Genomic DNA, 14,029 nt, shown 5'->3' on the forward strand with positions numbered 1-14,029 from the left:
CGGAACCCAAAGGTTAAATTTCTATGAACGCGGCCGAATTGTGGCTATTTTGAGGCATCACTGGCCGGAGTGCATGCTGGCCAAGACGGCGCCCGGTGATTCGTCATTAAAGATTAACCCCTCAGCCCAAGAGGCCTGCTCATGAAAACTTCCATCGTAATTGCGGCCTTCGCGGCGGCACTCGCCAGCCCGGTCTGGGCGCATGGCGCGAACAACACCCACCATCATCCCCATCTCGACCGGCCACACGTCCATGAACGGACGGTGATCGAAGTGAGCTGCTTCCGCGGTCCGTGGAAGGACGTGATCTGGGACCGTCCGAATTCCAACTTCGTCGACAGCCTGGTGAACGCCGGTTACACCTTCGAAACCGCCCATGCCATCGCCGAGCGGGTGTGCCGCGACGACCGTCTGGTCAACAACCCGGGCGCCCTGAAGGCCACGATGGAGCGGATTTTCCACGACGCGGCCTCGCACCGGAACAAGAACCACTAGGGCGTTCAACGTAAAACGGGATGCATCACCGAACGCGTTAAAATCCTTGATGTCAGGCAGCGACACGTGATCCGGATTTCACGCGGAATGCATTAAGCTCAAGCCGCAGGCGTTTTCAGACCAGAACGCCTGCCAGCGAATTGGCACCGCTTTCGACGATCTTCACCTGGCGCAGGTCGCCGGGTGAAACACCTTTGGCGGTCACATGCACCGCGTGCAGATGGTCGGATTTCCCGACCATCTGACCGACCAAGCGGCCGGGCTTTTCGAAGAGCACGCCGACCTCCTGCCCCACCATCGCGTCCTGCGCAGCCCGCTGCTGCCGGGTAATGAGCGCCTGAAGCCGCTGCAGCCGGTCGTCCTTGACGTCCTCGGGCACCTGCACGCGCTCTGCCGCCGGGGTGCCCGGCCGCGTGGAATATTTGAAGGTATAGGCATAGCCGTAGCCGACCGCCTCGATCAGGTCGAGCGTGGCCTGGAAATCCGCCTCGGTCTCTTCGGGAAATCCGACGATGAAATCACCCGAAAGCAGGATGTCGGGCCGCGCCGCGCGCAGCCTCTCGATGCAGCGCAGGTAGCTTTCGGCGGTGTGGCTGCGGTTCATCCGCTTGAGGATGCGGTCGGACCCGGACTGCACTGGCAGATGCAGGTAGGGCATGAGCTTGGGACAGGTGCCGTGTACCTCGTAAAGGTCGTCGGTCATGTCGTTGGGATGGCTGGTGGTGAAGCGGATGCGCTCCAGCCCGTCGATGTCATTGAGTGCCCAGATCAGCCGCGCGAGGCTCCAATCGCCGCCCGCCCCCGCGCCGTGGTAGGCGTTGACGTTCTGGCCCAGCAGGGTGATCTCGCGCACGCCGCGCTCCACCAGGTCGCGCGCCTCGGTCAGGATGCGGTCGGCGGGGCGGCTCACTTCGGCGCCGCGGGTATAGGGCACGACGCAGAAGGCGCAGAACTTGTCGCAGCCTTCCTGCACGGTCAGAAAGGCGGTCGGTCCACGCGCTGCCTTGGGGCGGCGCTTGAGCGCCTCGAACTTGTCGTCCTCGGGGAAATCGGTGTCGAGCGCCTTTTCGCCAGCCCGCGTCTTCGCTTCAAGCGCGGGCAGACGGTGGTAACTCTGCGGCCCGACGACCAGATCGACCAGCGGCTGGCGGCGCATGATCTCTTCGCCCTCGGCCTGGGCCACGCAGCCCGCGACGCCGATCTTGAGGTCGGGCTTGTCGGCCTTGAGAGACTTGTAGCGACCGAGCTCGGAATAGACCTTTTCGGCGGCCTTCTCGCGGATGTGGCAGGTGTTGAGAAGAATCATGTCGGCATCGTCGGCCCGGTCCGTCGGCACGTAGCCCTGCCCCCCCAACGCCTCGGCCATGCGCTCGGAATCGTAGACGTTCATCTGGCAGCCGTAGGTCTTGATATAAAGTTTCTTCGGCGCGGTCATGGCGGGCCTCCGGGTAACGGGTTCAGGCGCTGCCCTTAGCGCAGAAGCGGGGCGTCTTGCAATGCACGAGGAATTCACCGATTTTGCGATAAAACGCGGGGCGGCGCCACCGCCGCGGCAACGAGATGCAAAAGATGCACTATTCCAGCCTCAAGGATTTCCTGACCCGCGGCACGGCAGTGCTGGCCAAGGGTCCGGTGGCGCTGGTGTTCTGCGAAGACGACGTCGAAATCGACACCACCCTGCGCCATCATCAGCAGCTTGGCTTTCGCGCCGTGGTGGCGTTCATGCCTGCGGTCTTCACCCTGCCGCCCGACCTGCGCGAAACCGTGCAGCGTGTGGATTACGAGATGACGCGCGACGGTGCCTTGCAGTCGGCCGTGGGCGCGGTGAACGAGGCCGCGCCGGGGCTCTGGCTCTTTTACTGCTACAACGCCGAGTATCTGTTCTTCCCCTTCATCGAAACGCGCACGATCGGCGAATTGCTGGCCTTCCATAGCGAAGAACGACGCGACGCGATGCTGAGCTACGTGATCGACCTTTACGCGGGCGATCTCGGGCGCTTTCCCAACGCCGTGTCGCTGGACGAGGCCTATATGGACCGGTCGGGCTATTACGCGCTGGCGCGGCCCGATCCGGCCAACCACAACCACCCGAAGGAGCGGCAGCTGGATTTCTACGGCGGCCTGCGCTGGCGCTACGAGGAACACGTGCCGCAGGTGCGCCGCAAGATCGACCGGATCGCGCTCTTCCGTGCCAAGCCTGGCCTGCGGCTGCGCGACGATCACACCTTCTCGGACGAGGAATACAACACCTACGCCTGCCCGTGGCACAACAACCTCACGTGCGCCATCGCGTCGTTCCGCACCGCAAAGGCGCTCAAGTCAAATCCCGGCTCGACCTTCGACATCCAAACATTCCGCTGGCACAACTCCACGATGTTCGAATGGCATTCCCGGCAGTTTCTGGATCTCGGGCTGATGGAACCGGGCCAGTGGTTCTGAGCGGTCAGTGACCGTCTTCGGTCACGATCCGGTCCTCGGCCACCCCCATGTCGCGCAGCGTGTCTCGGACCGCGTCGATCATCGGATCCGGTCCGCAGATATAACTTATGGTGGCATCTGGATCGACATATTGCTCAAGCATCGGGCGGTCGATCTGGCCATGCGCCAGTGGGCTGTTTTCCTGATCCGTCACCGTCCAATGGCAGGTCAGACCCGGCATGCCTTCAAAGGTTTCGCGCAGGATTATGTCGCGTTCGGCCGTGTTCGAATAGATCAGCGTGTTGCCGTCCAGCGCGCCGTCGCGGGCCAGCTTGTCGCGCAGGATCGCGATGAAGGGCGTGACCCCTGCGCCGCCCGCGATGAATACGCCGTCGCCCTTGTACTGGATAGCGCCCCAGACATCCTTGATCGTGACCGTGTCGCCGGGCTCGAGAGAGGGGATCTGCTCCGTGACGCCGGCATGGTCGGGGTAGGTCTTGATGACAAAATCCAAAGTCGGCTCGTCCGGGAGGCTGGCAAAGGTGAACGGCCGGCCTTCGTCGCGCCACCCGTCCCGGTCAAGCCTCATCTCGGTCGCCTGCCCGGGCGTGAACTCGAAACCCTCGGGCTTGTCGAACGTCAGGTGATAGGTGTCGTGGGTGACCGGTTTGATGGCTTGCAGCGTGAGGGTATGGGTCATGGTCGCTCCTGTCTGTTGACAGGGAAACCCGCCGGACCCCGGGCCGTTCCAAGAATTCGCGCCGTTCAGAGATTTTCGTATTGCGGCATGCCCAGCACATGGAACCCGCCATCCACCCGCACCACCTCTCCGGTGGTGAAGGCGCCCGCGTCCGAACAGAGCCAGACCGCCGTGCCGCCCACCGCATCGAGCGTCGCGTTCGACCGCAGCGGCGCGTTCATGTCGGTGTGCTTGTAGGTCTTGCGCGCCCCGCCGATGGCCGCGCCCGCGAGGGTCTTCATCGGGCCGGGGCTGATCGCGTTGACGCGGATGCCCTCGGGGCCGAGGTCGTTGGCCAGATACCGCACCGACGCCTCGAGCGCCGCCTTGGCCACGCCCATGACGTTGTAGTTGGGCGTGACGCGGGTCGAGCCCATGTAGGTCAGCGTCAGCAGCGTGCCGCCGTTCTCGACCATCATCGGATGCGCCCGCCGCGCCACGTCGATGAAGCTGTAGGCGGAAATGTCGAGCGAATTCTTGAAGTTGGCGCGCGAGGTGTTGAGGATTCGTCCCTGCAATTCGGACTTGTCTGAAAAGGCGATGGCATGGACGAGGAAATCGAGCGTCGGCCAGCGCTGCCCGAGTGCGTCAAAGGCGGCATCCAGAGAGGCATCGTCGCTCACGTCCACGTCGACCATGAAATCGCTGCCGACACTCTGCGCCAGGGGCTCCAGCCGCTTGCCGAAGGCCTCGCCCTGGTAGGTAAAGGCCAGCTCCGCCCCCGCCTCGGCACAGGCCTTGGCGATGCCCCAGGCGATGGAGCGTTCGTTCGCCACCCCCATGATGAGCCCGCGCTTGCCCTGCAAAGAAATCGTCATGTGCCCCTCCGGCTTTTGGATCAGGTCTGACCGGAACGGCGGGGGAGGTCAAGGTGGGGGGTGGTGGGGTTGCGCTATAGGGCCTGAGCGGCAGTTCATGCTCAACGCGACGAAGGTCCGGACGCAGCCCGAAACGGACATTGCGCATAGCCTTTTCAAACAGGGGTAAACTTCACTAGTGCTGGCAATTCTTGCTTTAGTTGAACCTCGGTACAGTCAATCTTGCGATAGCCACCGGTGACAGTCTAGTGCTAACAACGCCTCAACGCCTAGCAGTGGAGCACCAACGACAATGGACCCCGTTACACATTCACTGATCACAGATTTTTCTGAAGCAAATGGCCTAACCAATTTTAGCCCTTCAGATCAATTTGAACATTTTTCGTCATTTAGCGTATTCTCTGCGCGCTTTCCTGAGGAAATAGACACATCTGAAGTTGTTTGCGGCGACGGTGGAGATTTGAATGTCGACGCGTTTGCAGTAAAGATTAACGGTCGATTTGTGTTTGATGCGCAAGTGGTAGATGATATCCTGTCGATGAGCGGGGTTATGGATGTTGAGTTCCTGATTCTCCAAGCAAAGACATCAAGTAGTTTTGACGGCGCTGCGATGCTCGCGCTCGGTGACAATATGGTCAAGGAGATATTTTCTGACAACCAGTCTCTCCCATTTAACGATGATATAAAGCGATTAATTGAGATAATAAATAGGGTGTATGAAAATGCAGCCAAGCTTAAAGATAACCCTATCTGTCGTATATTCTACGCATGTACAGGAAGTTGGAAGAACGATCCATACATAACTAGCATTATTTCACGAAAACGGGAAGAGCTAGAGGATACGAACCTATTCTCTGAGGTATCATTTGAGCCACTTGGCGCTAGAGAGCTACAAAAGCTGTATCGCCAAACCAAGATCAGCCTTTCCCGAAGCGTGAGAATCGACAATTTGATAACTCTACCAACAATTCGCGGCGTTGAGGCGGCATACGTTTGCTCTCTCCCCGCGTCTGAGTTTTTAAAGCTGTTAGTGGACGATGATGGAGATTTGTTGCGTACGGTTTTTGTGGATAATGTGCGTGACTTTCAAGGTGCGAACCCAGTAAATACCGACATTGCAAGAACGATTCAGAATGGTGAACTGGATCAGTTCGTACTTAGAAACAATGGCATAACCATAGTTGCAAAGAACATAAGACCGACCTCGAAAAATTACCTTTTAGAGGATTATCAAATCGTGAATGGCTGCCAAACCAGTCACGTGATCTTTGAAAACCGTTCTGATGTTAACGATGACCTACATGTGCCGATCAAGCTTATCCACACCGAAGATGAGGAAGTGGCGCAGTCTATTATCAAGTCAACCAACAAGCAGACCCAAGTAGATGAAAACGACCTGCTAGCATTTACCTCTTTTCAGCACGATTTGGAGGATTTTTATGCAGCCAAAGACGGTGATTTTCGGCTATTCTACGAGCGACGAGGGAAGCAATTTGCGCGATCTGAAGGCATAGAAAAGGGTAGGATAGTAACAAAAGGTGCGCAGCTAAAATACTATGCATCAATGTTTTGTGATGTCCCAAATCAGGCTGGCCGTTACCAAGGCACCCTCCTCAAAAATAACAAAGATCGTGTCTTTCAGAACGATCATCGACCCGACGCCTATTATACTTCAGCATTCGCTGCATATCGCTTCGAAATAGCCATTCGTCGTTTGGACGCTGTAGAGCGCGTTATTCGCCCCTTTAAGTTCTTTCTATTGCTGGCGTTCCGACACCGCTACGAGGAGCACGAGTATCCTGGTGCTAAGAGTAAGAAATGCCAATCATACTGTGCCAATCTATTAGGCAAGCTCGCCGATCAGAGCGCTTCTAAGGAGGCGTTCGATGAATGCGTCCAATTGTGAAGCAGGGCCTACAAACCCTTGAACTTGAACTTGAACGAGATAGCGCAAAGTCACGCCCGTTAGTTGATGAGGTAAAGCGCATTTCTGTCGAGCGAAAGGCGGGTGGCGCTGCAGGCTGAAGTTTTTACAACGCCCGCTCTCTGCGCTTCCCGGTCATTCATGCGATGCGCAGCGAACTGCTGCTCTCCGCCCATTTTGCATAAACGGGCGCCTGAACACAGCAATAACGCTGCCGACCCCCCTCACCCCACAAACCGCGACAACAGCATCGACCCGTTCGTCCCGCCGAACCCGAAGGAATTCGTCATCACCGTGTCCAGCCCGGCGTTCTCCACCAGCGACGTGGCGATCTCCGCGGGTTTCAGCGCCGGGTCCAGCGTCTCCACGTTGATGGACGGCGCGATGAAGTCGTGCTCCAGCATAAGCAGGCAATAGATCGCCTCCTGCGCGCCGGTGGCCCCCTGGCTGTGGCCGGTCATCGACTTGGTGGAACTCACCGGCGGGGTCTGGCCGTCGCCGAAGACGCGGCGGACGGCCTCGATCTCTCCGACGTCGCCCACCGGGGTCGAGGTGCCGTGGGCGTTGATGTAGCCCACCTTGCGGTCCTTGAGCGACTGCAGGGCCAGGCGCATCGCGCGCTCGCCGCCCTCGCCCGACGGTGCCACCATGTCGTGGCCGTCCGAGGTGGCGGCGTAGCCGGTGACCTCGGCGTAGATCTTGGCACCACGGGCCTTGGCGTGCTCCAACTCTTCCAGCACGAGGATGCCGCCGCCGCCGCCGATGACAAAGCCGTCGCGGTCGGCATCGAAGGCGCGCGAGGCGCGTTCCGGCGTGTCGTTGTACTTGGCGCTCATCGCGCCCATGGCGTCGAAGAGGCACGACAGCGTCCAGTCCAGCTCCTCCGCCCCGCCCGCGAACATCACGTCCTGCTTGCCCAGCATGATCTGCTCCGCCGCGTTGCCGATGCAGTGCAGCGAGGTCGAGCAGGCAGAGGTGATGGAATAGTTGATGCCCTTGATCTTGAACGCGGTCGAGAGGTTCGCCGAGATTGTCGAGGACATGCATTTCGGCACGGCGAAGGGTCCGATTCGCTTCGGGCTGCCCTTTTCCAGAACGGTCTGGTGCGCCGCCAGCATGGCGCTGGTCGACGGCCCGCCCGACCCCGCCACGAGCCCGGTGCGCGGGTTCGAGATGTCGCTGTCCGCCAGCCCCGCATCGGCGATGGCCTGGGTCATGGCGATATAGCCATAGGCCGCCCCCGGCCCCATGAAACGCAGGGCGCGCTTGTCTACGTGCTCGGTCACGTCGAGCTTCACGTCGCCGGCGACCTGGCTGCGAAAGCCATGCTCCTTCATCGCCGCGTTGGCGGTGATGCCGGATTTTCCGGCCTTCAGAGAGGCCAGAACCTCTTCGGCGGTGTTCCCGATGCTGGAGACGATCCCCAGCCCAGTGACGACGACGCGGCGCATGCGGCCTCCTTCGCTTTGGTTGCTGCCTGTGTAGGGCAGCACGGGCCCGAGACGCAACCGCATTGGCGCAAGGCCCGCCGCTCAGCGCCGCAGGAGCCGAGACCAGAACGACGGCTGCCGGTCCATCCAGAGCAGCGCGAGATGGAAAAAGCTCAGCGACGGTCTGCGGTTTTCGTCATCCGGCGCAGCCTGCCTGTCCACGGAGGCCAGCACGTAACCGGCATAGGTCTGGCCCGAAACGACGCCGCGGCAGATCTCGCGCGCCGCGGTCCACTGCCTCCGGTGCAGCCGGTCGATCACCTGCGTCATCAGGTATTCGCCGTTCGAAACGTCCTGCGGAAGCGTCGCGTCAAAGGACGTGTAGGCCCAGATCTCTCGCCTGGCCGCACAGGTCTCGGCGAACTGGATGAGGGCTGCGGCGGCGTCCGCATCCGTTAGACCAGGGTCGATTTCGACAGAGCGCAGGACCGGGACCGGGCAGGTGAAGGAGCGGGTGAAGTGGAAGGCCGGGTCGGTCGGGACGATGTCCGTGATCTGCATGACGGACCGCAGGATCGTGTCCCAGACGGCGGGTTTTGCGTAGAACCCGATCCGTCCCGGCTGTCCGATATCGGGTCCGGCGGCCACAACCCAATCCCCGATCTGCTGCGCGACATGTTGATATCGGGCGGTCCAGTCGCTGCCTGCAGCTTGCTCTTCCAGCTTCGAGAAGAACGCCGGCGCGTAGTGGTCGCTCATCGCGGCAGCGCCGCCTCAGCTTTCGCTCAACGCGACCTTCATGTCCTTGACCTGGTAGATCACCTCGCCATCGGCCTCGACGATGCCGTCGGCGACGCCCATGGTCAGCCGGCGGGTCTGTACGGCCTTGATGAAATCCACCTTGTAGGTCAGCATCTTGCGGTCCGGGCGCACCATGCCGGTCAGCTTCACCTCGCCGACACCCAGCGCATAGCCCCGCCCCTGCCAGCCGCGCCAGCCCAGGTTGAAGCCGGTGAGCTGCCACAGACCGTCAAGGCCCAGGCAGCCGGGCATGATCGGGTTGCCGGGAAAATGGCAGTCGAAGAACCACAGGTCCGGCGTGATGTCGAATTCAGCCACCACGTGGCCCTTGCCGTGCGCGCCGCCGTCGCCCGAGATGTCGGTGATCCTGTCCATCATCAGCATCGGCGGTTCGGGCAATTGCGCATTGCCGGGACCGAAGAGCTCTCCGCGGGCGCATTTCAGCAGGTCGTCCTTGTCGAAACGGCTTGGATAGTCGGCCATGGCGGCGCCTCTCACTCCTGTCGTGGCAATCACGCCCCTCTATCACCGTGCGCGCGCGACGCGCAAGCCTGCCGCGCCCGCCGCCATGTCTGCAGCGCGGCAATTTTGTTTGAAATCCCGGCCCTGTCGCCTCTATATATATGCAAAGACCCAAGGATGATGTGACAATGACACCTGAGGCCAAGCAACGCGGAACTGACTGGCTCGACACGGCCGGACTGCGTCCGACGCGTCAGCGGCTGAGCCTTGCGTCGCTGCTTGTGGGCGACGGGCAGAACCGCCACGTCACCGCCGAAAGCCTCTTTGCCGCCGCCAAGACGCGCGGCGAAAAGGTGTCGCTGGCCACGGTCTACAATACGCTGCGGGCGTTCTGCGATGCAGGCCTCATGCAGGAAGTGACGGTGGACGGATCGAAAAGCTATTTCGACACCAACACCCATGACCATCCGCATTTCTTCTGGGAAGACGACGGCACGCTGACCGATGCGCCGTCAGACCAGCTTGAAATACTGCGCCTGCCGGACGCGCCCGAGGGCGCGCAGATCACCAGCGTCGACGTGGTGATCCGGCTGCGCCGCAGCTGAGCCCCGCGCGCCTAGCGCAGGCAGAGATAAAGCCGTTCCTGGACGTAGCTGTAATCGCCGGTCGGCAGATTGCGGGTGCTGGCGAATTCCGCGCGCCGATTGGGCCCGCGGCTGCATATCTCGGCTGCCTTGGCATCGGCGCGGGCCACGGCACCGGCGCGGGCCTCGGCGCTGGAGAAATCCATCGCATTGCCGTTGAGCTGGATGCCGACGCTGGCCTCGTTGAAAGACGCCACCACCGGGTCGAGCTGTGCCGCGGGCATTTCGCAGCCCGCGAGCCAAAGTGGGAGCATCACGAAAGCGGCGCGCGTCAGGTTGGTCATATCGGGGTGTCCTTGCTGTTCCGGTTCAGCCGCCCCGAGGGCAATAAACCCCGGTCCGGCGCGATCAGGGTTGGGGATTCAAGGTAAAAAAAGGGTTAAATCCAAATGGATCTCGGTAAGGATCACCCTGCAGAGGTGACGCCCGAGACCGGCAAGCGGGCGCCGATCCCGCGGAAAATTCCGGGTCGCCCCCTGTCCTTGGACGTCAAATGACATAAAACTTTGATAAGATCGTGACAGATCGCACCCGGCCTTGCCTCTCGCGGGACTTGGCACTCTCGGCGCTCTGCGCCTCGGACCCGAAGGAGATACCCCATGAAAATTGCCGTTCTCGGAGGCGACGGATTCTGCGGCTGGCCCACCTCTCTGCACCTCTCCGACGCCGGACACGAAGTGCATATCATCGACAACCTGTCGCGGCGCTGGATCGACACCGAACTGGGCGTGCAGTCGCTGACCCCGATGGACAGCATTCAAGAGCGGTGCCGCATCTGGAAGCGCGAGACCGGGCGCTCGATCCGCTTTCACCTGCTGGACCTCGCGGGAGAATACCAGCGTCTGAAGCAATGGCTCGAAGCGGAAAAGCCCGATGCGATCATTCATTTCGCCGAACAGCGTGCCGCGCCCTATTCGATGAAATCCGACCGCCACAAGGTCTACACCGTCAACAACAACGTCAACGCGACGCACAACCTGCTCACGGCGATGGTCGAGACGGGCATCGACGCGCATCTGGTGCATTTAGGGACCATGGGGGTCTACGGCTATTCCTCGGTTGGCGCGCCGATCCCCGAAGGCTACCTCGACGTCGAGATCGACACGCCGGACGGCAAGAAGGGACAGGAGATCCTCTATCCCACGCGGCCCGGATCGGTCTACCACATGACCAAGAGCCTCGATCAGATCCTGTTTCAGTTTTACGCGCAGAACGACGGGCTGCGGATCACCGACCTGCACCAGGGCATCGTCTGGGGCACCCATACCGACCAGACCCGGCGCGACCCGCAGCTGATCAACCGGTTCGACTATGACGGCGACTATGGCACGGTGCTCAACCGCTTCCTGATCCAGGCGGCGATCGGCTATCCGCTGACCGTGCACGGCACCGGCGGACAGACCCGCGCCTTTATCCACATCCAGGATTCGGTGCGCTGCATCGAACTGGCGCTGGGGGATGCGCCTGCAGCGGGCGAGCGGGTGAAGATCTTCAACCAGATGACCGAAACCCACCGGGTGCGGGATCTCGCAGAGATGGTGGCGGGCCTCACCGGGGCCAAGATCGCCTGGCTGCCCAACCCCCGCAAGGAAGCCGCCGAAAACGACCTGATCGTCAAGAACGACCAGTTCATGGCGCTGGGGCTCAACCCGACGACGCTCGAGGCGGGGCTGCTCGACGAGGTGGTCGAGGTGGCGCGCAAGTTCGCCCACCGCATCGACCGCAGCCGCGTTCCGGCGGTCAGCGCTTGGACCCGCGAACTGGCCGCAGAGGTCGAAGCCGACCCCGAGGATCCGCGGCTCAAATCCGTGTCATGACCGACCGCGCCTACGTCACCCTGGTGACAAATGCCGATTTCTCTGTAGGAGCGAGGGCACTGGTGCGCTCGCTGGTGCTGAGCGGCACCGGGGCCGACATGGTCGTCATGCACACCGGCGGCGTCCCGCCAGAGGCGCTGGCGCCGCTGACCGTCCTCGGCGCGCGGCTGGTGCCTGTCGAACTGCTGCCTACCTCCGACGGGTTCAACGCCCGCCATGGTCGCAAGGCGCTGCACGACGCGGCGCCTTTCACCAAGGGTGAAAAGCCGGGGTTTCACACGCCGCTCGACAATTTCGCCAAGCTGCGGCTCTGGCAGTTGCCCTACGACCGGGTGGTGTTCCTCGACGCCGACACGCTGGTCCTGCGCAACATCGACAGGCTGTTCGATTACCCCGAGTTCTGCGCCGCGCCCAACGTTTACGAATCCGTGGCGGATTTTCACCGCATGAACTCCGGCGTCTTCACCGCCCGGCCCGATCCGGCCACCTTCGACGCGATGCTGGCGCGGCTCGACGCGCCCGAAGCGTTCTGGCGACGCACCGATCAGACCTTCCTGCAGGACTACTTTCCCGACTGGCACGGGCTGCCGGTGACGATGAACATGCTGCAATACGTCTGGTTCAACCTGCCCGACCTCTGGTCGTGGGAGCAGATCAAGGTGCTGCACTTCCAGTACGAGAAACCCTGGCAGGATCACGCCAAGGCCGACCGGCTGCGCCCGCTCATCGACCTGTGGCGGGCCTATGCGGGCGACGGGCCGGTGCCCGACACGGCCGCCCTGCCCGGCCCGGCATGAAGGTCGCGCTGACCGGTGCGACCGGGCTCGTGGGGCGGTTCATCGCGGACGGCCTTCGCGCGGCTGGCGACACGGTGGTGCCGCTGTCACGTCCGGAGTACCGGTTGGGCGACCGGCCCGACCTCTCGGGCTGCGACGCGCTGGTGCATAGTGCCCTTGCCCATGTGCCGGGGCGCTATCGCGGCGGCGAAGGCGACGATCCCGAGGGGTTCACGCGCGCCAACCTCGACGGGTCTCTGGCGCTCTTCGAGGCGGCGAAAGTGTCAGGCGTGGGACGGGTGACCTTTCTCAGCACCCGCGCGGTCTATGGCGCCTACCCGCCGGGCACGACACTGACCGAGGATATGCCGCCGCGCCCCGACACCCTTTATGGCGAGGTGAAATGGCAGGCGGAACAGGCGCTTGATGCCCTCTGCGGCGACGCATTCTCCGCGGCGTCGATCCGCGCCACCGGTGTCTACGGCGAAGGGACGGGCCACAAATGGGAAGGTCTGTTCGCGGATTTCCAAGCGGGCCGACCGATTCAGCCCCGACGCAGCACGGAACTGCACGGCGCGGACCTCGCCCGGGCCGTGCACCTGCTCCTGCACCGCACCGAGACAGGTGTCTTCAATGCCTCGGACATCCTGCTGGACCGCCGCGACCTGTTGGCGCGGGTGGCGGCGCTCACGGGCGGCACGTCCGCCCTGCCAGAGGCCAGCGACGCGCCGGTCAGCGAAATGCGCTGCGACCGTTTGCGCGCCCTTGGCTGGCGCCCAAGCGGCTGGCAGGCGCTTGATCGCGCCCTGCCCGATCTTCTGAAGACGGTTCCGTAACGCTCACGCAGGCGCGGGCAGAACCGACGCCCGCTGTTCGCCCAGCCCGGCGATCCCCAGCGAAACCACCTCGCCGCCATGCAGGTAACGCGGCGGCTTGAATCCCATGCCGACGCCCGGCGGTGTACCGGTCGAGATCACGTCGCCCGGCTGCAGGCTCATGAAGCGGCTGCAGTAGGACACGAGGTGAGGCACCTTGTAGATCAGGGTCGAGGTATTGCCGGACTGCATCCGCTCACCATCGACGTCGAGCCACATCTCGAGGTCGTCGATATCGGCGACCTCGTCCATGGTCACCAGCCACGGCCCGGTCGGACCGAAGGTGTCGCAGCCCTTGCCCTTGTCCCAGGTTCCGGCGCGGTCGAGCTGGAATTCCCGCTCGGACACGTCGTTGATGACGCAGAGTCCCGCCACATGCGCCATGGCGTCGCCCTCGTCGATATAGCTGCCGCCCGTGCCGATCACGACGCCCAGCTCGACCTCCCAGTCGGTCTTGGTGCTGCCGCGCGGCACCTGGATCGGGTCGTTGGGCCCGCAGATGGCAGAGGTCCACTTGTTGAAGATCACCGGCTCGGGCGGCACCGGCATCCCGGCTTCCGCCGCGTGGTCGGAATAGTTGAGGCCAATGCAGACGAACTTGCCGACCCGGCCGACGCAGGGCCCGAGGCGCAGGTCGTCCTGCGGCGTGCCGTCGACCAGCGGCAGCGTGTCGATGTCGAGCTTGCGTAGCGCCGCGAGGCTGTCCTGATGCAAAGCCGCGCCCGCGATGTCCTCGACTCTGCCCGACAGGTCGCGCACCCGGCCCGCGCTGTCCAGTATCCCGGGTTTCTCGGCACCCGGGGGGCCATAGCGAAGCAGTTTCATGGTGT

At 62.4% G+C, this 14,029-nt stretch carries 15 protein-coding genes; 7 read left to right on the plus strand and 8 right to left on the minus strand.

The genetic code is table 11. The features are described 5' to 3' along the window. Nucleotides 1–141 precede the first annotated feature (141 nt). Complete coding sequence (locus tag DU478_RS12960) at nt 142–495, plus strand: hypothetical protein (RefSeq protein WP_114511387.1); 354 nt, start codon at nt 142–144, stop codon at nt 493–495. 115 nt (nt 496–610) lie between these two features. On the opposite strand, the gene miaB is transcribed toward DU478_RS12960, so the two are convergent. Next, nucleotides 611–1,930, minus strand: coding sequence for a tRNA (N6-isopentenyl adenosine(37)-C2)-methylthiotransferase MiaB (miaB, locus tag DU478_RS12965; RefSeq protein WP_114511388.1), 1,320 nt, complete (start codon nt 1,928–1,930; stop codon nt 611–613). 134 nt (nt 1,931–2,064) lie between these two features. On the opposite strand from miaB, the gene DU478_RS12970 reads away from it, so the two are divergent. Next, nucleotides 2,065–2,934 (plus strand): hypothetical protein, encoded by an 870-nt coding sequence (locus DU478_RS12970; RefSeq protein ID WP_114511464.1) that lies wholly within the window; start codon nt 2,065–2,067, stop codon nt 2,932–2,934. A 4-nt stretch (nt 2,935–2,938) separates the two neighbouring features. On the opposite strand, the gene DU478_RS12975 is transcribed toward DU478_RS12970, so the two are convergent. Next, a complete protein-coding gene (locus DU478_RS12975; RefSeq protein WP_114511389.1) occupies nt 2,939–3,613 on the minus strand; it encodes an FAD-binding oxidoreductase in 675 nt (224 codons plus the stop codon). A gap of 65 nt (nt 3,614–3,678) precedes the next feature. Continuing rightward, complete coding sequence (locus DU478_RS12980) at nt 3,679–4,470, minus strand: enoyl-ACP reductase FabI (RefSeq protein ID WP_114511390.1); 792 nt, start codon at nt 4,468–4,470, stop codon at nt 3,679–3,681. A gap of 292 nt (nt 4,471–4,762) precedes the next feature. On the opposite strand from DU478_RS12980, the gene DU478_RS12985 reads away from it, so the two are divergent. After that, a complete protein-coding gene (locus DU478_RS12985) occupies nt 4,763–6,376 on the plus strand; it encodes an AIPR family protein (protein ID WP_114511391.1) in 1,614 nt (537 codons plus the stop codon). Between the two features lie 242 nt (nt 6,377–6,618). Here the strand turns inward: DU478_RS12985 and fabB are convergent, their stop codons facing one another. The 3 genes from fabB to fabA form a co-directional block, all read right to left on the minus strand. After that, the gene (fabB, locus tag DU478_RS12990; RefSeq protein WP_114511392.1) at nt 6,619–7,845 is read right to left on the minus strand and encodes a beta-ketoacyl-ACP synthase I; all 1,227 of its coding nucleotides are present in this window, start codon (nt 7,843–7,845) and stop codon (nt 6,619–6,621) included. Between the two features lie 81 nt (nt 7,846–7,926). Beyond that, the gene (locus tag DU478_RS12995; RefSeq protein ID WP_114511393.1) at nt 7,927–8,583 is read right to left on the minus strand and encodes a hypothetical protein; all 657 of its coding nucleotides are present in this window, start codon (nt 8,581–8,583) and stop codon (nt 7,927–7,929) included. Between the two features lie 15 nt (nt 8,584–8,598). Then, nucleotides 8,599–9,108 carry a bifunctional 3-hydroxydecanoyl-ACP dehydratase/trans-2-decenoyl-ACP isomerase gene (fabA, locus tag DU478_RS13000; protein ID WP_114511394.1) on the minus strand — a complete coding sequence of 170 codons (510 nt, stop codon included), beginning with the start codon at nt 9,106–9,108 and terminating at the stop codon, nt 8,599–8,601. A gap of 167 nt (nt 9,109–9,275) precedes the next feature. On the opposite strand from fabA, the gene irrA reads away from it, so the two are divergent. Beyond that, a complete protein-coding gene (gene irrA, locus DU478_RS13005) occupies nt 9,276–9,692 on the plus strand; it encodes an iron response transcriptional regulator IrrA (RefSeq protein WP_114511395.1) in 417 nt (138 codons plus the stop codon). Between the two features lie 11 nt (nt 9,693–9,703). Here irrA and DU478_RS13010 read toward each other — a convergent pair whose 3' ends face one another. Next, nucleotides 9,704–10,015 (minus strand): hypothetical protein, encoded by a 312-nt coding sequence (locus tag DU478_RS13010; protein WP_114511396.1) that lies wholly within the window; start codon nt 10,013–10,015, stop codon nt 9,704–9,706. A gap of 315 nt (nt 10,016–10,330) precedes the next feature. Here DU478_RS13010 and DU478_RS13015 point away from each other — a divergent pair, with 315 nt between their 5' ends. From DU478_RS13015 to DU478_RS13025, 3 genes are read left to right on the plus strand one after another with little or no spacing between them, the layout of a single operon-like run. Then, a complete protein-coding gene (locus tag DU478_RS13015) occupies nt 10,331–11,548 on the plus strand; it encodes an NAD-dependent epimerase/dehydratase family protein (RefSeq protein WP_114511397.1) in 1,218 nt (405 codons plus the stop codon). Beyond that, nucleotides 11,545–12,345: a glycosyltransferase gene (locus tag DU478_RS13020; RefSeq protein ID WP_114511398.1), complete on the plus strand. Its 801-nt coding sequence runs from the start codon at nt 11,545–11,547 to the stop codon at nt 12,343–12,345. The genes DU478_RS13015 and DU478_RS13020 overlap by 4 nt, the downstream gene beginning before the upstream one ends. Beyond that, entirely contained in the window at nt 12,342–13,160 is an 819-nt protein-coding gene (locus DU478_RS13025) for an NAD-dependent epimerase/dehydratase family protein (protein WP_114511399.1), read from the plus strand. Before DU478_RS13020 ends, DU478_RS13025 begins: the two co-directional genes overlap by 4 nt. A 3-nt stretch (nt 13,161–13,163) precedes the next feature. On the opposite strand, the gene DU478_RS13030 is transcribed toward DU478_RS13025, so the two are convergent. Then, complete coding sequence (locus DU478_RS13030; protein ID WP_114511400.1) at nt 13,164–14,024, minus strand: fumarylacetoacetate hydrolase family protein; 861 nt, start codon at nt 14,022–14,024, stop codon at nt 13,164–13,166. Nucleotides 14,025–14,029 lie beyond the last annotated feature (5 nt).

Source organism: Thalassococcus profundi, assembly GCF_003344785.1.
In the GTDB taxonomy this organism is placed as follows: Bacteria; Pseudomonadota; Alphaproteobacteria; order Rhodobacterales; family Rhodobacteraceae; genus Puniceibacterium; species Puniceibacterium profundi.